The 21,270-nt window shown below is 51.4% G+C and carries 22 protein-coding genes; 20 read left to right on the top strand and 2 right to left on the bottom strand.

Annotation, left to right across the window (positions count from 1 at the left end):
- Position 1 precedes the first annotated feature (1 nt).
- From fmt to rpe, 7 genes are all read left to right on the top strand, one after another.
- Positions 2-952 (top strand): methionyl-tRNA formyltransferase, encoded by a 951-nt coding sequence (fmt, locus tag JZI27_RS06070; protein ID WP_280207054.1) that lies wholly within the window; start codon positions 2-4, stop codon positions 950-952.
- A gap of 3 nt (positions 953-955) precedes the next feature.
- Positions 956-2,302: a 16S rRNA (cytosine(967)-C(5))-methyltransferase RsmB gene (gene rsmB, locus JZI27_RS06065; RefSeq protein ID WP_280207053.1), complete on the top strand. Its 1,347-nt coding sequence runs from the start codon at positions 956-958 to the stop codon at positions 2,300-2,302.
- Positions 2,303-2,524: 222 nt separating this feature from the next.
- Positions 2,525-3,595: a dual-specificity RNA methyltransferase RlmN gene (gene rlmN, locus JZI27_RS06060; protein ID WP_280207052.1), complete on the top strand. Its 1,071-nt coding sequence runs from the start codon at positions 2,525-2,527 to the stop codon at positions 3,593-3,595.
- An 8-nt stretch (positions 3,596-3,603) separates the two neighbouring features.
- The gene (locus JZI27_RS06055; RefSeq protein ID WP_122909582.1) at positions 3,604-4,359 is read left to right on the top strand and encodes a Stp1/IreP family PP2C-type Ser/Thr phosphatase; all 756 of its coding nucleotides are present in this window, start codon (positions 3,604-3,606) and stop codon (positions 4,357-4,359) included.
- 5 nt (positions 4,360-4,364) lie between these two features.
- A complete protein-coding gene (gene pknB / locus JZI27_RS06050; protein WP_122909581.1) occupies positions 4,365-6,344 on the top strand; it encodes a Stk1 family PASTA domain-containing Ser/Thr kinase in 1,980 nt (659 codons plus the stop codon).
- A 17-nt stretch (positions 6,345-6,361) separates the two neighbouring features.
- Entirely contained in the window at positions 6,362-7,252 is an 891-nt protein-coding gene (rsgA, locus tag JZI27_RS06045; protein WP_280207051.1) for a ribosome small subunit-dependent GTPase A, read from the top strand.
- Positions 7,246-7,893 (top strand): ribulose-phosphate 3-epimerase, encoded by a 648-nt coding sequence (gene rpe, locus JZI27_RS06040; RefSeq protein WP_280207050.1) that lies wholly within the window; start codon positions 7,246-7,248, stop codon positions 7,891-7,893. The genes rsgA and rpe overlap by 7 nt, the downstream gene beginning before the upstream one ends.
- An 82-nt stretch (positions 7,894-7,975) precedes the next feature.
- Here the strand turns inward: rpe and JZI27_RS06035 are convergent, their stop codons facing one another.
- Positions 7,976-8,416 (bottom strand): RDD family protein, encoded by a 441-nt coding sequence (locus JZI27_RS06035; protein WP_122909578.1) that lies wholly within the window; start codon positions 8,414-8,416, stop codon positions 7,976-7,978.
- Between the two features lie 317 nt (positions 8,417-8,733).
- Between JZI27_RS06035 and JZI27_RS06030 the strand changes: the two genes are divergently transcribed.
- From JZI27_RS06030 to spoVM, 6 genes are all read left to right on the top strand, one after another.
- A complete protein-coding gene (locus tag JZI27_RS06030) occupies positions 8,734-9,576 on the top strand; it encodes a transporter substrate-binding domain-containing protein (protein ID WP_122909577.1) in 843 nt (280 codons plus the stop codon).
- Between the two features lie 34 nt (positions 9,577-9,610).
- The gene (locus JZI27_RS06025; RefSeq protein WP_122909576.1) at positions 9,611-10,270 is read left to right on the top strand and encodes an amino acid ABC transporter permease; all 660 of its coding nucleotides are present in this window, start codon (positions 9,611-9,613) and stop codon (positions 10,268-10,270) included.
- On the top strand, positions 10,263-10,985 hold the full coding sequence (locus JZI27_RS06020; RefSeq protein WP_280207049.1) for an amino acid ABC transporter ATP-binding protein: 723 nt from the start codon (positions 10,263-10,265) through the stop codon (positions 10,983-10,985). Before JZI27_RS06025 ends, JZI27_RS06020 begins: the two co-directional genes overlap by 8 nt.
- A 144-nt stretch (positions 10,986-11,129) precedes the next feature.
- A complete protein-coding gene (thiT, locus tag JZI27_RS06015) occupies positions 11,130-11,690 on the top strand; it encodes an energy-coupled thiamine transporter ThiT (protein WP_122909574.1) in 561 nt (186 codons plus the stop codon).
- Positions 11,691-11,904: 214 nt separating this feature from the next.
- Positions 11,905-12,081, top strand: coding sequence for a hypothetical protein (locus JZI27_RS06010; RefSeq protein WP_183185091.1), 177 nt, complete (start codon positions 11,905-11,907; stop codon positions 12,079-12,081).
- Positions 12,082-12,101: 20 nt separating this feature from the next.
- Positions 12,102-12,185 (top strand): stage V sporulation protein SpoVM, encoded by an 84-nt coding sequence (gene spoVM, locus JZI27_RS06005; protein WP_023557299.1) that lies wholly within the window; start codon positions 12,102-12,104, stop codon positions 12,183-12,185.
- A 91-nt stretch (positions 12,186-12,276) separates the two neighbouring features.
- Here spoVM and rpmB read toward each other — a convergent pair whose 3' ends face one another.
- A complete protein-coding gene (gene rpmB / locus JZI27_RS06000; RefSeq protein WP_005831020.1) occupies positions 12,277-12,465 on the bottom strand; it encodes a 50S ribosomal protein L28 in 189 nt (62 codons plus the stop codon).
- A gap of 251 nt (positions 12,466-12,716) precedes the next feature.
- On the opposite strand from rpmB, the gene JZI27_RS05995 reads away from it, so the two are divergent.
- From JZI27_RS05995 to JZI27_RS05965, 7 genes are all read left to right on the top strand, one after another.
- Positions 12,717-13,082 (top strand): Asp23/Gls24 family envelope stress response protein, encoded by a 366-nt coding sequence (locus tag JZI27_RS05995; protein ID WP_122909573.1) that lies wholly within the window; start codon positions 12,717-12,719, stop codon positions 13,080-13,082.
- Between the two features lie 12 nt (positions 13,083-13,094).
- A complete protein-coding gene (locus JZI27_RS05990; RefSeq protein ID WP_280207048.1) occupies positions 13,095-14,795 on the top strand; it encodes a DAK2 domain-containing protein in 1,701 nt (566 codons plus the stop codon).
- A 20-nt stretch (positions 14,796-14,815) separates the two neighbouring features.
- Positions 14,816-15,670, top strand: a complete 855-nt coding sequence (locus tag JZI27_RS05985; RefSeq protein ID WP_122909571.1) for a DegV family protein — start codon at positions 14,816-14,818, stop codon at positions 15,668-15,670.
- A 161-nt stretch (positions 15,671-15,831) separates the two neighbouring features.
- Positions 15,832-16,500: an L-serine ammonia-lyase, iron-sulfur-dependent subunit beta gene (sdaAB, locus tag JZI27_RS05980; RefSeq protein WP_280207047.1), complete on the top strand. Its 669-nt coding sequence runs from the start codon at positions 15,832-15,834 to the stop codon at positions 16,498-16,500.
- A 39-nt stretch (positions 16,501-16,539) separates the two neighbouring features.
- The gene (sdaAA, locus tag JZI27_RS05975) at positions 16,540-17,427 is read left to right on the top strand and encodes an L-serine ammonia-lyase, iron-sulfur-dependent, subunit alpha (protein WP_122909569.1); all 888 of its coding nucleotides are present in this window, start codon (positions 16,540-16,542) and stop codon (positions 17,425-17,427) included.
- Positions 17,424-19,478 (top strand): ATP-dependent DNA helicase RecG, encoded by a 2,055-nt coding sequence (recG, locus tag JZI27_RS05970; RefSeq protein ID WP_280207046.1) that lies wholly within the window; start codon positions 17,424-17,426, stop codon positions 19,476-19,478. The genes sdaAA and recG overlap by 4 nt, the downstream gene beginning before the upstream one ends.
- A gap of 128 nt (positions 19,479-19,606) precedes the next feature.
- On the top strand, positions 19,607-21,178 hold the full coding sequence (locus tag JZI27_RS05965; protein WP_280207045.1) for a hypothetical protein: 1,572 nt from the start codon (positions 19,607-19,609) through the stop codon (positions 21,176-21,178).
- The last annotated feature ends 92 nt before the right edge of the window (positions 21,179-21,270 follow it).

Below are 21,270 nucleotides of genomic sequence, written 5' to 3'. Positions count from 1 at the left end.
TTTGAGAGATGTACGTATCCTGTTTATGGGAACGCCTGACTTCGCCGTATCCAGTCTGGATGCCCTGATAAAAGCAGGCTTTAACGTTATTGGTGTGGTCACGCAGCCTGATCGCCCGGTAGGACGAAAACAAGTATTGACGCCGCCGCCTGTAAAAGAGGCGGCTTTACGTCATGGACTGCAAGTGCTGCAGCCGGAGAGGATCAAGTCGGAGGAAGCCTTGGCCGAAGTGCTCTCCCTGTCTCCGGATCTGATCGTGACCGCTGCCTACGGTCAGATATTGCCTAAAAAACTGCTGGAAGCTCCTAAATTCGGCTGCATTAACGTGCACGCTTCCTTGCTCCCCAAATACAGGGGAGGAGCGCCGATTCACAAATGCATCGTCGAAGGGGAAAAGGAGTCTGGCGTTACGATCATGTACATGGTAGAGGCGCTGGATGCAGGCGATATGCTCTCCAAGGTTGTCGTTCCGATCGAGGAGCGGGATACAGTGGGAACCCTTCACGACAAGCTGGCAGCAGCCGGTTCTGCCTTGTTGATCGAAACCATTCCTGCTCTTTTGGCTGGGGAATTGACAGCAGAAGTTCAGGACCATGACGCGGCTACGATTGCTCCAAATATCAAGCGGACTGACGAGCAGATCGACTGGTCTCGCACTGCCGAACAAATCTATAATCAGGTGCGAGGGCTAAATCCGTGGCCAGTAGCCTTTACGAAATACCAGGGCAAGGTATGGAAAATCTGGTGGGTGGAAAAGGTAGTGGATGCAGCGGTGGATCATCAGCCAGGAACAATCCTGGCGCGAGACGAGGATGGATTGATCATTGCCTGCGGTAGTGGTGCTGTGAAAATCACCGAACTGCAGCCTGAGGGCAAAAAACGAATGAGCGCTCTCGACTTTTTACGCGGTGCGGGCAACAGCATAGAAATCGGCACGAAAGTAGGAGAGTAGCCCGTGGCAAAAAAAGGAGCTCGTGACCTTGCTCTGGACGTATTGAACAGGGTAGAAGAACAGAAGTCTTACAGCAATCTGGAACTGAGACACGTATTGGACAAAGCAGATCTGAGCGCTGCTGATGCGGGTCTGGTGACAGAGCTGGTCTATGGAACGATTCAGCATAAATTAACACTTGATTTTGTCCTGTCCCACTTTGTAGGGGGCAAAAAAATACAAAGCTGGGTGCGCAATCTTCTGCGTCTCAGTCTCTATCAGATTCATTATTTGGATCGGATTCCTGAGCGCGCTGCGGTACACGAGGCAGTTGAAATCGCCAAGCGGAGAGGTCATCAAGGGATATCCTCGATGGTCAATGGAGTCCTGCGAAATGTGCTGCGCAATCCCGATGTGTGGGAGCGCCAACCAAAAGGGGATGCTGTGGAGCAATTGGCTGTCGCCTACTCGCACCCCCAATGGCTGGTGCGTCAATGGCTGAAGGAGTATGGAGAGGAGACGACCCGTGAGATCTGTGAAGCGAACAATCGTGCTCCTCACAGCTCGGTCCGCGTCAATCGTCTCAAAACCACCCGCGAACAGCTGATTGCCAGTTTGAAAGAAGAGGGTCATGTCGTACAGCCTTCTCCGCTTAGTCCAGATGGCATCTTGCTGGCGGGGGGAAATGCAGCTGGCACAAGCTGGTTTAAAAAAGGGTATTGCACGGTGCAGGATGAAAGCTCGATGCTGGTAGCGTCTGCAGTTTCTCCAAAGCCAGGGATGCGTGTGCTCGATGCGTGTGCTGCGCCAGGAGGCAAGACTACGCATTTGGCCGAGCGCATGGAAAACCGCGGGGAAATCGTGGCAAACGATGTTCATCCGCATAAACGTGAGTTGATCGTCCATGCAGCGAAGCGTCTTGGGCTGGATATCATTGAACCAATCGTCAGCGATGCGCTGGATCTGCCGCAAAAAGGGCTGGGTCAATTTGACCGTATCTTGCTGGACGCACCATGCACCGGTTTTGGTGTCATTCGCCGCAAGCCAGACCTGAAGTGGAACAAGACCGCTGACGACGTAAAAGCGATCGCCCAATTGCAATACCAGCTGTTGGTGCAGATGTCTTCGATGCTCGCTCCTGATGGTCTGCTGGTTTACAGTACGTGTACGATCGAACCAGCAGAGAATCAGGAGATTGTTCAACGCTTTGTTGCTGAGCATCCAGAGTTTGTCTTGGACGATACGCTGGGTGACGATTTGCCGCTAGTGGTCCGAGAAAAGCTTGACGAGACAGGGGCATGTCTGCAGATTTTGCCTCATCATTTTGACAGTGATGGTTTCTTTATCGCCCGTTTGAGACGGAAGAAGTAAACCACAAAGGGGTGGCGCGCTACCTGATAAGCGCGCTGCTCCTTTTGCCTTTGTTTGCGCAGGCATGGTTTGGTTTACACTAGGAAAAAGGACTGCATTTGCGCATTGGTTGGGAAAACCGTTTGAAGCCAAGCGTCAGGCAGGGTACAATGATAGAATGATCAAATGTGTTTTTTTAAGAGGGCAACATTATAAGCTTTTTTTAAGGATGTGCGAACAGCAATGCCATTAACAACATATACGAGTGCCAAGCCGCTCATTTACAGCTTGACCCAGTCCGAGCTGAAGGACTGGTTGGTAGAAGCTGGTGATAAAGCGTTTCGTGCACAACAAATTTTCGACTGGCTGTATGTGAAGCGAGTCTCCTCGTTTGACGAGATGAGCAATTTGTCCAAGGACTTGCGCCAAAAGCTGACAGACGCATTTCGGATGGATCCGCTGAAAGAAATCACGCATCAGGAATCACAGGATGGAACGATTAAGTTTTTGTTCCAACTGGTGGATGGCCATGCAATTGAGACGGTGATTATGCGTCACAACTACGGCAACAGCGTTTGTGTGACCACACAGGTAGGCTGTCGCATCGGATGCACCTTCTGCGCCTCTACGTTGGGCGGGCTGAAGCGAAATCTGGACGCCGGCGAGATCGTGTCGCAGGTGTTGATGGCACAACGCAAGCTGGACGCCGATGGTGAGCGTGTAAGCCACGTTGTTGTGATGGGAATTGGCGAGCCCTTTGAGAATTTTGAAAGTCTGATGGCTTTCCTGTCGGTGATTAATGATAATCGCGGTTTGAACATCGGAGCGCGCCACATTACCGTGTCGACCAGCGGAATCGTGCCGAAAATCTACGAGTTTGCGGATCGTGGCGGGCAAGTGAACCTGGCTATCTCGCTGCATGCTCCAAACACCGAGCTGAGAACGCAGCTGATGCCGATCAACCGTGGGTTTCCTCTGGAAAAGCTGATGGAGGCTTGTCGTCATTACATTAACAAGACGGGCAGAAGAATCAGCTTTGAGTACGGTCTTTTCGGTGGAAAAAACGATCAGCCTGAGCATGCAGAAGAACTGGCTAGCCTGATCGGAGATATGCTGTGCCACGTCAATCTCATTCCGGTCAACTACGTTCCGGAGCGCGACTATGTGCGCACACCGCGCAATGAGATTTTTCAGTTTAAACGGATTTTAGAAGATAAGGGAATCAACGTGACCATCAGACGTGAGCACGGTAGTGATATTGCTGCCGCATGTGGTCAGCTGAGGGCACAACACGCTAAAGAAACCGTGGGGTGATATGAACCATGGAAATTGCGACGAAATCTCATGTTGGCCGCGTCCGTCAGGTAAACGAGGATTACTTTGCCTGCGTGGAAGACCTGAACGGACGCGTCCTGGCAGTTGTAGCAGATGGTATGGGCGGTCATCAGGCTGGCGATATTGCTAGCCGACTTGCTGTTGAGCGAATAGTAAAAGAACTTAAATCTCTGGACGGCATTCTCGAAGACGAGGATGCCCGGGAGCAATTGATGAATGCCGTTCTTCACGCAAACAAAGAAGTGTACGAGTATGCAATCGAGCACCCAGAATGTAACGGAATGGGGACGACCGTCGTAGCCGCATTGATGGGCCCCACCAGCGTGATTACTGCCCATATCGGTGACAGTAGATTGTATCATTTCAAAGAAGGAAATCTTTTTATGAAAACGGAAGATCATTCGTTGGTCAACGAATTGGTCAAGAGCGGTCAGATTACCGAAGAAGAAGCATCCGTCCATCCTCACCGCAATGTCATCATGCGCTCCCTAGGGACGGAGCCAGACGTACGGATCGATCTAGGTCAGTTTGATTGGTCCTTCGAGGATGTTGTCCTGATCTGCTCTGACGGTTTGAGTAACAAGGTAAATCATAGAAGAATGGAAGAATGGCTACATAAAGAGGTATCACTGCAGGCTCGGGTAGAGGGCCTGGTAGATGAGGCATTGGCTGCTGGTGGAGAAGACAATATTACACTGGTTGCTGTCCGCAACATGCCCGATGTTAGTCAGAAAGAGGGGTGAGAGAGATGGAAGGTCTACGACTGGGTGGACGGTATCAGTTGGAAGCCCGCGTTGGCGGGGGTGGCATGGCGATTGTTTACAAGGCTAGAGACTTAATTTTGAATAGACAGGTAGCTGTCAAAGTGCTGCGTTCCCAATACGGGACTGACGAAGACTTTGTGAACCGATTCAGACGGGAAGCGCAGGCAGTTGCCAGTCTGTCTCACCCCAATCTCGTAGGAGTGTATGATGTAGGTCAGGAGAACGACACGCACTACATGGTCATGGAGTACGTGGAAGGCTCGACTTTAAAAGAAATGATCGTCTCGCGTGGAGCACTGCCAGTAGAGGAAGCTGTGCGGATCGCTGCACAGATCTGCGATGCGCTGGACCATGCACATCAGAATCAAATCATACACCGAGACATTAAACCGCATAATATCTTGATTGGAAAAAATGGACGTGTGAAGGTTACGGACTTCGGAATCGCCAGGGCCGTCACATCCACGACCATTACCCATACAAATGCCATGCTCGGCTCGGTGCATTACTTCTCGCCAGAGCAAGCCAGAGGCGGCATTACCGGAGAGAAATCGGATATTTACTCTCTGGGGATCGTCCTTTATGAGATGGTTACTGGAGAACTTCCTTTCTCGGGTGACTCGCCGATTTCGGTAGCGCTCAAGCATTTGCAGGAGCCGCTTCCAGAGCCGCGTCAGCTCAATCCGGGTATTCCGCAAAGTGTGGAAAACGTCATCTTGAAGGCATTGGTCAAAGATCCCTTCCTGCGATATGCATCAGCACGAGAAATGCTGGAAGATTTGGAGACCTGCCTGTTTCCAGAGCGATTGCACGAGGAAAAACTGATCTTTCCAGTGGACGACGAAGAGACACGCGTGGTTCCGATCATTACACCGGACATGCTCGAGAAGCAAGGAAAGGGTCGGACTGGGACAGGGCAGCGAAGCCGCTATGAGCAAAACGATGATGATGAAGAGCAAAAAACACCGAAAAAATGGTGGGTAAAAGCGCTCATGTGGGTCGGAGGCATCGGTTTATTTTTCGTATTGGCGTTTTTCGGATTTAACTTACTCTTAAATCTTTTCCCATCTGTTCCTGAAGTAGCTGTTCCACCTGTGGAAGGTACGCATGTGACACTGGCGAAGCAAAAGATTGAAGATGCCAAGCTGGTTGCCAATGTGATCGAGGAAGCGAGCGATACGATTGAGCAGGACATCGTCATTAGGCAAGACCCCGCACCACCGATGAGGCTCAAGGAAAAAGCAACTGTGACGATCTATGTGAGCAAGGGTCAACGAGCCGTCGACATGCCTAATCTCATTACGTTGCCGCGTTCGACTGCAGAAGATCAATTGAAGCAGCTTGGATTCAAAGCGGAGAACATCACGTTTGTAGAACAAGAAGACGACGAGGCAGAGGCAGGTGTTGTCATTGATCAGTCGCCTCGCTTCAACGAGAAGGTGTACCCTAGCAAGGATACCGTTACGGTGAAAGTCAGCAAAGGCAAATCGTTTGTCTCCATGCCAGAAGTGCGAGGCAAGACCACCGAAGAAGCTCAGGTTGAGTTATTGAAAAAAGGTCTGGCAGTCGGAGCGATCACCAAGGAGCCATCCTACACGGAGCAGAGGGAAGGCATCGTACTTTCTACGCATCCTTACGATCCCGGCATGCAGGTGCAAAAGGGTGTGGCTGTGCCGCTCACTGTCAGTAATGGCCAGTTCCCGCTCGACGCCAAGCTCGCCAATGCACCGGTTTATGTGGAAGTCGTACCAGGAGAGTCGGTAGATCTCAAGATTGAAGTCTCCGATGCGCGTGGTGACAAGCAAGGCATCCAGCAAGAAGTGATCGTCGAGAGCAAGGAGTTTATTGTTCCGATCGTGCTTTCCCCACAAAAGGATGCCGTGATCCGAGTGTTCATCAAGGGTGCAAACAACCAATACATGGAATACCAGACGATTCCGATATCGTACAGCAGCTTGCCATAGTTATGTGGAGGTAATGAATGCCAGAAGGACGGATTGTAAAAGCGCTTAGCGGTTTCTACTACGTAGCAGACGGGGATCGTGTATACAGCTGCCGTGCTCGCGGACTTTTCAAGAAAAAGGGAGCAAAGGTTACTCCCCTCGTCGGTGACTGGGTCAGGTACGACGTGATCAATGACGAAGAGGGATATGTGATGGAGGTGGGCGAGCGAACCAGTGAGCTGGTGCGCCCACCCATTTCCAATGTCGATCAGGCCGTGCTTGTTTTTTCCATGTACAAGCCGATGTTTAGCTCCTTGTTACTGGACAAGTTTCTCGTCCATACCGAACGTGCAGGAATCGATTCCGTCATTGTCTTGTCCAAAGCGGATCAAGCAGAGGAAGAGGAGATTGCTGAGATTGTAAAAAAATACGAGGCCATTGGCTACACGGTCATTCCTACCTCAAAGGTAGACCAGCGCGGTATTGCCGAAGTAAAAGAGCTGCTGCGCGATCGCATCTCTGTTTTTGCGGGCCAGTCGGGCGTAGGGAAATCTTCGCTGATCAATCTGCTTTTTCCAGGCATCAGTCTGCAAACAGGGGAAGTAAGCGAAAAGCTGGGACGAGGAAAGCATACGACACGCCATGTGGAGCTGATTCCACTGGAAGGCGGAGGGTATGTTGCGGATACGCCTGGCTTTAGCTCCCTTGAGTTCATGGACATGAGTGAGCAGGATTTGGCTGATTCCTTTCGTGACTTTGCTTCCTTGAGTCCAGACTGCAAATTCCGTGGATGCTTTCATATCAGCGAGCCGTCATGCGCGGTGCAGACTGCATTGGAAGCAGGAGAAGCCAGCATGGAGAGATATGAACACTACAAGCAATTTAGAGATGAGCTGAAAGAATATCAACGGAGGAACAAACCATGGTAAAAATCGCACCTTCTATCCTGTCAGCAAACTTTGCGCGATTGGGAGAAGAAATTCAGGATGTCGAACGGGGAGGGGCAGACTGGATTCACGTAGATGTCATGGACGGACATTTTGTACCTAACATTACGATTGGTCCCTTGATTGTGGATGCTATTCGCCCTGTTACGAAGCTGCCTCTCGATGTGCATTTGATGATCGAGGAGCCGGACCGCTACATTCCGCAATTCGCCAAAAGCGGAGCGGACTGGATCACGGTCCATCAGGAAGCATGCCGGCATCTGCATCGCACGATTTACCTGATCAAGGAACAAGGCGTCAAGGCAGGAGTCGTCCTGAATCCCGCGACCCCACTCGTGACGATTGAGTCGCTGCTACCTGATCTGGACATGGTGCTTTTGATGACGGTCAACCCAGGCTTTGGCGGCCAATCCTTCATTTCGTCCGTGGTACCGAAAATCAGAGAGCTGCGACGCATGCTCGATGAGAGAGGGCTTGGACATGTGGAGATCGAGATAGACGGTGGAGTCAACAAGGATACCGGCCGTCAGTGTATCGAAGCCGGAGCGACCGTTCTCGTGGCAGGAAACGCTGTTTTCAATCAACCTGACCGCGCTCAAGCGATCGCAGCGATTCGCGGCTAAATAGAATAGAGCTATGAAAAAAGGATGTCCTTCAATCAATGTTGACTGTTGGACATCCTTTTTGCGTTTATCGGGGCTTTGCTTATCCCTGAGGTGGTTTGTTGGAAGTCACGTACGTACCTGCGATCAAGTCATGAATCGAGCGCTTGTCTTCACGTGCAGCTACCATGATGGCACTGACGATGGCTCCTATTCCCAAGGTAATGCCGTAGACCAGGTACATGCCTACGAACACGCGAAGCAGCATGGTTCCGATCCCGACTTGACTGCCGTCCATTTTGACAATCCGAATGCCCAGGAGTTTCTTCCCGACTGTATACCCGAACCACAGAACCGGAAGAAGAAGGGAATAAACGGCAGAGAGTGCGTTTGTAAACCAGTCATTCTCGTCGGCTGGGGAGATCAGGTAAGAAAGAAGTGCTAGCGGTACACCAATAATAAGTCCATCTAAAAGATTGGCCCCAAGTCGACGCCAAAATCCGACCGGATTCATCTCGATCGGTTGTAAAGTTTCTGTTTCCATTGTCTGTTCGCTCCCTCTCTCATTTGATACGACAAGACAAGACTCCGCCGATTTGTCGACGGAGTCAAGTTTTGCATTTTCATTATATACACGATGGAAATGAATAACAATATTAAGAAAATGGTATTTGCATCCTTTTGCCCAGTTGTAGGGCTTAAAAAATCATGGATCTGGGCGGAAAGCTGTAAAAATAGGGCATACTATCGGAGGAACAACAGGAGTTTCCTCATTTAAGCATTGATTATAGATATCATTTTGTTGTATAAATATAAATTGTTGATTAAATTTTTTTAAAAACACTACACGGAGGTTTCATCATGAAAAACAAAAGATCCATTTTTTCTCTAGCCGTTTCTTCCTTGTTGGCAGCAGTGGTCATCGCGGGCTGCGGTACAGCAGGCAGTCCATCCGGTACTGGACAACCGGCAGAACAGCCACAGGCAGGTCAGGAAGGCACACAGCCGAGCGGTGAGAAAAAGACGCTCATCATGGCTACCTCTGCAGACTACCAGCCCTATGAATATCACGATTTGAGCAGCGGTAAGGATGAAATTGTCGGTTTTGATATCGACATTGCCAAATATATCGGACAAGAGCTGGGCTATGAAATTCAAGTCAACGACATGAATTTTGATGGACTGGTTCCGTCTTTGCAATCCAAGCGAGCAGATTTTGTGATGGCTGGAATGACCCCCAATCCGGATCGCTTGAAGAATGTGGATTTCTCGGAGATCTATCATGAGGCGAAGAACACGCTCGTTGCCAAAAAGGATAGCCAGATTACGAAGCCTGAACAGCTGGCGGGCAAAAAAGTAGCCGTACAGTTGGGCTCTATTCAAGAGACGGCCGCTAAAGATTTGGCCAAAACGGTAGAGGGTCTGCAAATCACTTCTTTGAACCGAATCGGAGAGATTGTGGAAGAAGTGAAGACGGGACGCGTGGACGCTGCGATCATCGAAGACCACGTAGCAAAAGGTTTTGTTGCGAAAAACGAAGCTCTTCAATTTACTACGATTCAAAGCGAGGAATCCAACGGAACGGCTGTTGCATTCCCGAAAGGCTCCCCATTGGTAGAAGATTTTAACCAAGTCCTCAAAAAAATGAAAGAAAACGGTGAGATGGACAAGCTGATCAACAAGTGGTTTGGTGATGGCCAATAAAATGATAATACGGTCGTAAGGGGTGGGTAAGGGCATGGATTTGGATTTTGCTCAAATCGTGCCCTATATCCCTTTTATTTTCGAAGGGATAAAGGTCACGTTACTTGTAACATTGATTTCGGTTGTACTGGGTTTTATCTGGGGCTCCATTCTTGCCCTGATCAAAATCTCCAAGCTGGGGCCGCTTAACTGGTTTGCTGTGGCGTACACCTCCGTGTTTCGCGGAACGCCGTTAATTTTGCAGCTTTCCTTTGTATACTTTGCGACACCGCAGTTGACGGGCTACATTATCTCCGCATTTGAAGCAGCTATAATCACGTTTACTCTGAATTCCGGGGCGTATATTTCCGAGACGATTCGCGGCGGGATTATGGCGGTCGACAAGGGACAGTGGGAGGCGGCAAAAGCGCTCGGCGTGCCCTATCGGAGGATGATGTTCGATATCATTTTGCCGCAGGGAGTTAAACATATCCTGCCGGCGCTGGTGAACGAAACAATCGCCTTGCTCAAGGAATCGGCGCTCGTCTCTACAATCGGTCTGGCTGATATCTTGAAGAACTCCAACGTAGTCGTAGGGACGACCTATCGATACTTCGAGCCTTTTCTCATCGCAGGGATGATCTATTACGTGATGGTAATGATCCTGACTTGGGTAGCCAGGGGCGTGGAACGGAGGATGAGAAGAAGTGATTAAGGTCGATCAGATAACCAAGTCATTCGGACAGCTGCAGGTGCTAAAAGGCATCTCTACCCAAATCGGCAAAGGCGAAGTGGTGGCGATTATCGGACCGTCCGGATCAGGCAAATCTACGCTTTTGCGCTGTATCAATCTGATGGAGGAGCCGACCAGTGGCTCCATTTTCATCAATGGACAGGAAATTACCGATCCAAAAGCAAACGTTATGAAGATCCGCCAACAGATCGGCATGGTGTTTCAGCATTTTCACTTGTTCCCGCACATGACAGTCCTGAACAATTTGACATACGCTCCTATAAAGGTGAAAGGATTGTCCAAGTCAGAGGCGGAAAAAAAGGCAAAGGAGCTGCTGGAGCGTGTAGGCTTGGCTGATAAAGCGGACGCCTATCCATCACGTCTGTCAGGCGGTCAGAAGCAGCGTGTGGCCATAGCGCGTTCACTGGTCATGGAACCGGATATCATGCTGTTCGATGAACCGACCTCCGCACTCGATCCTGAGATGGTCAAAGAGGTGCTCGAAGTGATGAAGGGCTTGGCCCACACCGGTATGACGATGGCAATCGTAACCCACGAAATGCGATTTGCCGAAGAGGTGGCGGATCGTATTCTGTTCATCGATGCCGGACGTCTGGTCGAGGAAGCGTCGCCTGCCGAATTCTTTACGCGTCCTACGAGCGAGCGGGCGAAACAGTTTTTGGAAAAGGTACGCTGAACAAAGGTCGTGTTCCCGAGTGGAGCGCGACTTTTCATTTTGACACGCACAGGCACTTGGGCTAGAATCAGGTCAGTAAGACCAGAATGTGTATGGCTTTACTCAGTTATTTCGTTTGACCAACATGAGAAGGGGTGAAGGTTTGTGGATCGGAATCGACTGCTTACATTGCTGGAGATGGCAATGATGGCGGCGCTAGCTCTGGTTTTTAGTGAAATTAAAGTCTTTACCATGCCCCAAGGAGGATCCGTATCTCTAGTCATGGTGCCGATTGCTCTTCTTGCGGTTCGTCGTGGAATAATTCCTGGTATTTTAACTGGTTTGATTGTCGGATTATTGCAGCTCTTTTTGGGTGGTTATGTGGTTCACCCGATTCAGCTTTTGCTGGATTACCCGGTTGCCTTTGCGGCTTTGGGGTTTGTCGGGATCGTGCGGATCTCTCATTTCACGAGCAAGCCAAAGCGCAATGTCGCGATCTGGGGCGCTCTTTTGGCAGGTGTGCTGGTACGCTTTGCTTGCCATTTCACTTCCGGTATCGTCTGGTTTGGCGAGTTTGCGCCTGAGGGGATGAATGTCGCCTGGTACTCGTTCGTGTACAATATCACGTACCTGCTCCCTGAAATGGTGATTTCGGGCATTGTTCTGTCGATCGTGCTCGGCACTGCGCCTCAGCTGCTGCAGCCTGCTCGCAACCGACTGGCTTAATCTCGGCCCATAGAGTGGACCTGCATATTCATCATAGGCTTTGCATATTGTATTCAGGCAGCTATCATGTTGCCTGATTTTTTTCTTTTCGGAATTCATCTGAGATCTGCATTCGTTTTTACATTTTCGTGTAGCAGGATACATGTTTATCCGACAGCGGAATATGATGTAATATGCACGTTTGGGAGAACACCTGAAGGAGGTGCGTCAAGAAATGGGATTGCGCTCCTTTCGCCTGCGACAGGGGGGCGCCTTGCGACGTGTTCTCGGGGTTGCATTGGCTGTCGGAGGGATCACCATTTTCCTGTACATGGCACCTCCGTGGGTTTGGTATAGCCTGTTATCGCTGGCACTCATGGGGGCGGGCTTGTATCTGTATCGTGGGAAGTAATTTCGGTGAGGAGGGGTAACATGCGGTTCTACACCATCAAGTTGCCGAAGTTCCTGGGTGGCATGATTCGCGCCGTCATAGAGGCATTCAACAAGAAAAAATGACGGCGTGGCACGGGCCTCCTCAAGGATGAAAGCGTCGGGAGAAATGCAAAAAAGCACCTCAAGGGTGCTTTTTTTCGCGTAGGAGAAATCACTATACGCGAGTTACGAGTCCGGATTTCAGCGCTCGGGTACTTACATAAACGCGCTTCGGTTTTCCATTTACAAGAATGCGCACTTTTTGTACGTTAACACCCCAGGTGCGGCGAGTTGCGCGCATGGAGTGGGAGCGAGCGTTTCCAGCTTTAGCAGATTTACCAGTTACAAAGCAGCGACGTGCCATTACGATCCACCTCCCTTGTTGCATCTAAACGGGATTTCCTTCGATGGGAAATACAAATACTCGACTATATTAGCATAGGAGTGCTGTCAATTGCAATACTTGACATGAGGATTTGCCCTTTACTCCTACTAGATCTACTAGCAATCGACAAAAACGCTTCATTTCTCCTATATGTTAGTGTAGAATTGGAGAAAGCATGATTACGCGAAACCTATGACGGCAATGCCGTTGAACAAAGGAGGAGTCCTTGCATGACAGTGGAATTAACCACCCCTCTGGGTAAGATCGACGTTACGGAAGATGTTATCGCACGAATTGCGGGGGGCGCCGCCATGGAGGTTTTTGGTCTAGTCGGAATGGCTTCCCGAAAAGCGTTGAAGGATGGAATCGCTGAGCTTTTGAAAAAGGATAACCTGAGCAAGGGTGTCGTTGTTCACAACCAGAATGGCGAAGTAATCTTGGACATGCATATTATCGTCAGCTATGGCGTGAAAATTTCTGAGGTAGCGGGCAATGTGCAGCGCCGCGTTCGTTATACCTTGGAGCAAACAGTTGGAATTGATGTCTCTGCCGTCAATATTTTCGTACAAGGGGTTCGTACAGACAGAGATACGTAAGGAGGAACATCAGTGGTACATACGCGTCTAGATGGCGTGCAGTTTAGCCGGATGGTCTATTTGGGAGCAAGTCTTCTGTCCGGAAACGTCAAAGTGGTAGATGGATTGAATGTGTTCCCCGTACCGGATGGCGATACGGGGACTAATATGAATTTGACGCTTACGTCTGGAGTAGAGGAGCTTTCTCGCAAAGAGTCCTCCAACATCTCGGAAGCAGCTGCTGCCTTGGCTAAAGGTCTGCTGATGGGGGCTAGAGGGAACTCAGGCGTGATCCTGTCCCAGCTGTTCCGTGGTTTCAGCAAATCGGTCAGCGGGAAAGAGGAGATCAACGCACGCCAGTTTGCAGATGCGCTCAAATCAGGAGTAGATTCTGCCTACCAGGCGGTGATGAAGCCGGTGGAAGGGACTATTCTGACGGTCGCACGGGAAGCTGCGGACATGGCTGTTCGCGTCGCCCGCACTTCGGATGACGTCCTTCACGTCATGGAGAAAACATACGATCAAGCGCAGGAAACATTATTGCGCACACCAGAAATGCTGCCTGTTTTGAAAGAGGTAGGCGTGGTCGATTCTGGTGGACAAGGCCTTTTATACATATACGAGGGATTTTTGCGCGCGCTGCGTGGAGAGACGGTGGACGAAGCCAAGAAATCACCGTCAAAGCCCGTAGATCAGGTGACTCTGGATCAACTGGTGCAGGAGCATCACAATGCGCAAATCCACATGAAAACAGAAGATATCAAGTTTGGTTATTGCACCGAATTCATGGTATGGCTCTCCAATAGCACAGAGCCGAACAAGAAGCCGTTCTCTGAAAGCTTGTTCCGCAATCAACTGGACAAGATGGGGGATTCACTGCTCGTTGTCTCAGACGACGAGGTGGTAAAGGTACATATTCATGCCGAGCATCCGGGTAATGTCATGCAGTATGCCCAGCAGTACGGCAGCCTGCATCGCATCAAAATCGAGAACATGCGTGAGCAGCACGCTAATATATTGAAAGCAGAAGAGCGCAAGGACCAGGCTCAAGGTAACGCACCTGAGCGGTTGGGAGCGCTTCCTTATGGCTTGATCGCGGTAGCAGCTGGAGACGGAATCGCGGAAATCTATCGCAGCATGGGCGTCCATGTCGTGGTCGAAGGCGGCCAGACGATGAACCCGAGCACGGAAGATTTCATGAAGGCGATTGGGGATCTGAACGCTGAGCATATCATCATTCTGCCGAATAACAGCAACATCATCATGGCTGCCCAGCAGGCTGCCGAGCTTTCAGAAGTGCCAGTCTCGGTCATTCCGAGCAAGAGCATTCCGCAGGGGATGGCTGCACTCGTTTCGTTCAATGCAAGTGCAGAGCCGAGCGCCAATGAAGCAGCGATGAGCAAAGCGATTGCGCATGTGAAGACAGGTATGGTGACCCACGCGGTACGCGATACGCGGATGGGTGATGTGGAAATTAAAGAGGGCGATTTCATCGGCATCGCAGAAAAGGAGATCGTTACCGCAGGAGCTGATCTGATGGAGAGCGCCACGACACTCTTGCTGGGGATGGTCGACGAAGACACAGAGATCGTCACGATCTTCCTGGGTGCGGATGCGACAAAGGAACAATCGGCAGCACTGGAGACCGCTTTGACGGATGTGTATCCAGAGGTGGAAGTCGAGATACTCTTTGGAGGTCAACCGCTTTATCCCTTTATCTATTCCGTAGAGTAATCGTGTGAGGAGATGCGCGTATGTCCATTGTGATTCTTACCGACAGTGCTTCTGATATTGAAGCATCTGTACGACAATCGTTGGGGATTGTGAGTGTCCCGTTGAAGGTGATGTTCGGATCAGAGACCTTCCTCGATGGCGTCACGATTTCTTCCACCGAGTTTTTTGATAAGCTGAAGCAAAGTGATGCTCTGCCTACCACTTCACAGCCTTCTCCTATCGATTTTGCCGAAGCGTACAAGGGCATCATCGATCAGCATGGGAAAGATGTACAGATCATTGTGATCACCCTGTCTGCGGCACTTTCGGGCACATATCAATCGGCGATGATTGCCAAGACGATGATGGAAGATGAAGTCGACATTACGGTGATCGACTCTCGCAAAGCCGCATTCGTGCATGGCATGATCTGTGTCGAGGCTGCCAAGGCTGCTGAGGCAGGAAAGAATAAGCAGCAAATCCTGGACATGATCGATCGTTATCTGGATGAGGTGCAGGTCTACTTCATCGTGGATACATTGGAGTTCCTGCAAAAAGGCGGCCGGATTGGACGGGCATCTGCTGTGATCGGATCACTGCTCAATATCAAGCCGATCTTGATGCTGGACCCTGCCGGTTACGTCTCGGCCTTTGACAAGGTACGGGGAACCAAAAAAGCGCTCAACCGTGTGCTTGAAACCTTGCAGGAATACGCCCAAGGGCAGCCTGTAAAGATGGCGGTCTTGCATGGCTGTGTCCCTGAGCAAGCCACTGAACTGTTGGAGCGCATCAAACAGGAGTTCCAGGTCAATGAATCGTATGTCTTAGAAATCGGTCCTGTAATCGGTACACATACGGGTCCAGGCCTCTTGGGCATCATGATGGTCAAAGAGTAGGCACGGAAGATATCGGAGAGCCTCCCTCGTTCGCAGGGGGGCTTTTGGTTTGGCTTACATCTGTCCGCTGAACACCCCAAACATATGTAGCGCTTTCATATGCTGTAGGATACAATAAAACAAGAACGTTGTACCCCTTGTGATATCAGGAGGAGAAGCGGTTGAAATACAAAAGCGTATTTGATATTATCGGCCCGATCATGGTAGGGCCTTCGAGCTCCCATACGGCAGGAGCTGCACGGATCGGCAGGGTGGCACGCAGGCTGTTCGGCAGAAAGCCGGCACTCGCTCAGGTGACGTTCTACGGATCTTTTGCAAAAACCTATCAAGGGCATGGCTCGGACGTAGCGACAATTGCAGGAATTTTAGATTTTGAGACTTCGGATTTAAGATTGAAGGATTCGTTGAACATTGCACAAAATGAAGGTATGGAAGTCATCCTGAATACCTCGGATGTTTTGACGGAGCATCCGAATACGGCGAGAGTCAGGCTCTCTGATGAGAAAGAGACGATCGAGATCGTCGGGGTATCGATTGGCGGAGGCAAGATTGAAGTGCTTGAAATCAATGGATTTACTTGCCAGCTGGGCTTTGACAGCCCGACGCTGCTGGTCTTGCATGAGGATCGTTTCGGAATGATTGCAGCGGTTGCCAAAGTGTTGACGCAGCATCGAATCAACGTAGGTCTGATGGAGGTTTCCAGGCACGACCGCGGATCGCGAGCGCTGATGGCTGTAGAGACAGATGCCGTCGTCTCGCCACAGGTCATGGAGGAAATCCGCAAGATTCCTTATATATTTGATGTTTCCCTGCTTGCTCTGGCTGATTAGCTGTGGCAACCAGGTGAAATAGAGGAGTGAATCAACAGCATGTTTCGCAATGTGGCTGAACTGGTGGAGTTGGCTGAATCCCAGGGGAAGAAAATATCCCAGGTGATGATCGAAGCAGAGATGGAAGTGTCTCAGCGCAGTCGGGATGAGATCATGCAGCAGATGTACAGCAATCTGGACGTGATGGAAAAGGCGGTCCAGCGCGGATTGACAGAAGATATCCGCTCCCATAGCGGATTGACGGGCGGAGATGCCAAGAAGCTGCAGGAATACATGAAGAACAAGCCTTTTCTCTCGGGTACGACGCTGCTGGGCGCCGTCTCGATGTCTGTCGCCGTCAATGAAGTGAACGCAGCGATGGGGACGATCGTCGCGACACCGACTGCGGGGGCCTGCGGGATTGTACCCGGTACGTTGTTCGCTGTCACGGAAAAGCTCCAGCCGACCAGAGAAGAAATGGTGAACTACTTGTTTACGGCAGGTGCTATCGGGTATTGCATCGCCAACAATGCTTTTATCTCGGGAGCGGCAGGCGGCTGTCAGGCAGAGGTAGGCTCTGCGACCGCGATGGCAGCGGCTGCGATTGTGGAGATGGCAGGTGGTACGCCTGAGCAATCGGCACAAGCGGTTGCGATTGCCTTGAAAAACATGCTGGGTCTGGTCTGTGACCCTGTAGCGGGCCTGGTGGAAGTACCTTGTGTGAAGCGAAATGCGATGGGTGCTGCGATCGCGACTGTTGCGGCTGACATGGCTCTGGCCGGGATCAAGAGCGTTGTTCCCACAGACGAAGTGATCGAAGCGATGTACCGGATCGGCTGCGCCATGCCGACTGCCTTGAAGGAAACCGCGCAGGGGGGACTTGCTGCGACCCAGACGGGCAGACAAATTGAAGCCAAGATCTTTGGCGTTCGGTTGGATACACCGTGAGCGGGGTATATGAGAAGTCCGTTTCCCTCTTGCACGGGGTGGGGGAAGAACGGGCGAAATCGTTGGCGGGGATGGGGATCGAGAGTATTGGCGACCTTCTGGAGTACTTTCCTTCCCGCTATGAAGATTACCGCGTTCGCGATTTAACGGAAATCAAGGACGGGGAGAGGGTGACGCTTGCTGGTACAGTGTACGGCGAACCCTCTGTTCGTTTTTATGGTAAAGGCAAGTCACGCATTTCTGTCAAGGTCGTGATGGATCGGGTCGTGGTGACGGCAGTCTGGTTCAACCAGACCTTCGTGAAAACCCGATTGTCGCCCGGAAAAGAAGTTCTCTTGACGGGAAAATGGGACAAGCACAAGCTGCAGATCACGGTGAGCGAGATGACGGAGGTGGATTCGGAGCGGGCAGCCAAGCGAGGCGAATTGGCTCCGGTCTACCCCCTGCGCGGAGATGTTACGCATACCTTGTTGCGCAAGCTGATCCAGCGGGCATTGCGTCAGTATGGTCGCGAAATTCCGGAGATTATGCCTTCCGAGCTTGTGGAGCGTTATCGATTGATGCCACGTGTAGAAGCCTTTCACGCCATCCATTTTCCCGAGCATGCAGAGGACGGCCGACAGGCTCGGCGTCGCATCATGTTTGAGGAGCTTTTTTTATTTCAACTTAAAATGCAGACGCTGCGGCGCATCAACCGACAGCAGACGGAAGGCATGGCACTGGCGATCCCGATGGACGAGGTACGGCAGTTCATTACGGGCTTGCCCTTTCCGCTGACGGATGCACAGAAGCGCGTGGTCAAGGAAATCCTCGACGACATGCGTGCTCCCCATGCGATGAATCGCTTGTTGCAAGGGGATGTGGGCTCGGGTAAAACCGTAGTTGCGGCTATCGCCTTGATCGCTGCTGTGAAGGCAGGATACCAGGGGGCGCTGATGGTGCCGACCGAGATCCTCGCCGAGCAGCATTTGCAATCGTTGACCAGTCTTTTGGCTCCTTATGGGATCGAGGTGGCGCTCCTCTCTGGTTCGCTGACTGCCAAAAGACGGCGTGAGGTCATTGGCTCGCTGCAGATGGGGCTGATCGATGTCGTGGTAGGTACGCATGCCTTGATCCAGGAAGATGTCTTCTTCTCCAAGCTGGGTCTGGTGATCACAGACGAACAGCATCGCTTCGGGGTAGAGCAGCGACGCATTTTGCGCAACAAAGGGCTGTCACCAGACGTGCTGTTTATGACCGCGACACCGATTCCGCGGACGCTGGCTATCACCGCTTTTGGCGATATGGACGTCTCCACGATCGATCAGATGCCAGCGGGACGCAAGCCGATCGAGACGACCTGGAAAAAGCACGACCAGTTTCCCGCTGTGCTGGAAGAGATGCGCTCAGAGCTTCGCCGTGGCAGACAGGCGTATGTCATCTGTCCATTGATCGAAGAATCGGAAAAGCTGGACGTGCAAAACGCGATCGACGTGCATGCGCAGCTCTCCCAGGTGTTCCCGGAGTTTGGTGTGGGGTTGATGCACGGTCGCTTGCCGGCCAAGGAAAAGGATGCGGTCATGCAGGCTTTTTTGGCTGGAGAACATGCGGTGCTGGTGTCTACAACCGTGGTCGAGGTCGGGGTCAATGTACCCAACGCCACCTACATGGTCATCTACGATGCGGAACGCTTTGGCCTTGCCCAGCTGCATCAGCTTCGCGGACGTGTCGGTCGCGGTTCGGAGCAGTCCTACTGCGTGCTGATCGCCGATCCCAAATCCGAGATCGGAAAAGAGCGCATGCACGTCATGTGTGAAACGACAGACGGCTTCGAGCTTTCCCAGCGCGATCTGGAGCTGCGCGGGCCGGGGGACTTTTTCGGTACGAAACAGAGTGGCTTGCCTGAATTCAAGGTGGCGGATCTTTTGAGCGACTACAAGGCGCTGGAGGTAGCCAGGCAGGAGGCTGCCAGATTGGTCGCAGAGCGCTCCTTTTGGCGAGAAGAACGCTACGGCTGGCTGCGTGATTATCTCAAGCGTGAAGGTGTGCTGGACGGAATTGTATTTGACTAGGAATGTGTGGAGAAGTCCTCCCATAAAGGTCGGGAGGGCTTTTTCTTTTTTCCTTTTCTTGTAACAAATTCAAGGAAGATTGCGTCAATAAGGGAAGAGAGATAGAAGATATCAAAGGGGGATTTTGCTTGTTCTCATTACGTTTTTTCAGAACGGGCACGTTGTTGTGCCTCACTTCTGTATTGATAGCGGGCTGCGGCTTTGGCGATTCCAGACCGCCTGCTGCAGCCTCTGAGTCAGCTTCGTCAGTGGAGTCCATTCCTGCTGTTTCGACCCCGCCGTCGGATGAGGAGGAGTGGAAGGTGGAGGAGCTGCCGTATGCGTATTCCACGATGCAGCAGAACGTCGTGATTCAGCTCAACGGAGAGCCGAGTCTGCACTCGCCGATTCGGACGATCGTCGGAATCGATGCGCAGGCTTACACGCTTTTTTTCCGTGAGCCGATGGAGCGAGCCAGTGTGGAAAAGGCCATACGGAATCACATCAAGCCGGAGCTGATCAGGGAAGGCTTGGACTATTTGGAGCCTGCCCTGCAATTTCACTGGGTTCATGATCAGCAGCTGCATGTGCTGGTCTCTTTGCCTGCAGAGAAGACGTCCGTCAGTGACTGGATGGAGTATCGCCTGCATGTAGCAGGGGCAACAACGGTGAAAGGTACTTCACTGCCTGAGGATTCGCCTGATTTTTATGCGGTTGCATTGCGGCCTGGACAGGTGTGGAAGGTAGCGGCAGACGGCAAAGAACGGGAAAAGCTGACGGACTTCACTACCTACTATGTGACGGAAATGCTGGATGCGGAAGCGCGATTTTTCTTGTTGAGCCGCAATCAGCGTTATTGCGAATGTGATGCCATCTATCCCAAGCTGTTCTCGGTGTATGACAGCAACACCGATACGATCACCCGATACCCGGTGGACTTGGCTAAACACTACAGGGGGGAAGGGAATTTTATCGCCGATCGTCGCGGCTTTTTCTACGCAAAACCAGACGATGGTGTCACCGTGCCGGAAAGTGAGTTTGCCACTGGGGTGAGGGTGGACGGCTATGTGCATGGTGCCAGCTTTAGTTTGGATCGCACACGTCTGCTGATGGCTGTCGGGGGTGCTGAGCAAAAAAAGGATCTCGATCTGATCGTCTATGATCTGGAAGCAGGAATAGAAGAACGACGTCTGCCAGGAGTCATTCGCGGTACGATACCGACCAGCGAGATGGACGGAAGTATCTTGACCATTTCTTTTGCCGATGACGGGCGGCAGGCTACTTTCTTTATGCGCAAGAATGAGCAAGAGCTGATTGAATTGCGGTACCGCTACGACTGGAAGACGGGAACCGTCAGCGACTGGAATCCGCCGGTGCCAGCAGATGCTTGGTCTGGCTATACGCAAACCGATGACGGAATGTATCAGATGTATCCCAATGCCGGTATTTTTAAAGGCTCCGAGGCAGTCTTGGAGTTCCTGGGAGATGGACTGTGGATCCCGGGGAGCCATCAGTTTGTCTACACCCAATATGAGGATAGCAGCGAAGGGCAGGTGGACACACAGTCGCTTTATATGTTTGACGCCGACCGCAAGCAGGAACGTGTGCTGAGTACGGGATTGCCGGCAAGCTCGTTTTTGATCGGGGCGAGCAAGGATGGCAATTGGCTGTATCTGTACAGCTCTCGTGATTTGGCATCACCTCCCACTCCAGCTCCATAGAACGGCTTTTCTAGCCAGTCTGCACGTGTACGTGATCGTACCTGCTGACTGGCTGTTTATTTTCACAGCAAAAAATTACCAAGCTTATTAGG

Origin of the sequence: Brevibacillus sp. AY1 (assembly GCF_029870785.1) — a bacterium.
GTDB lineage: Bacteria > Bacillota > Bacilli > Brevibacillales > Brevibacillaceae > Brevibacillus > Brevibacillus invocatus.
Note: the sequence above shows the minus strand (reverse complement) of the source record. Positions and strands in the feature narration are given on the sequence as shown.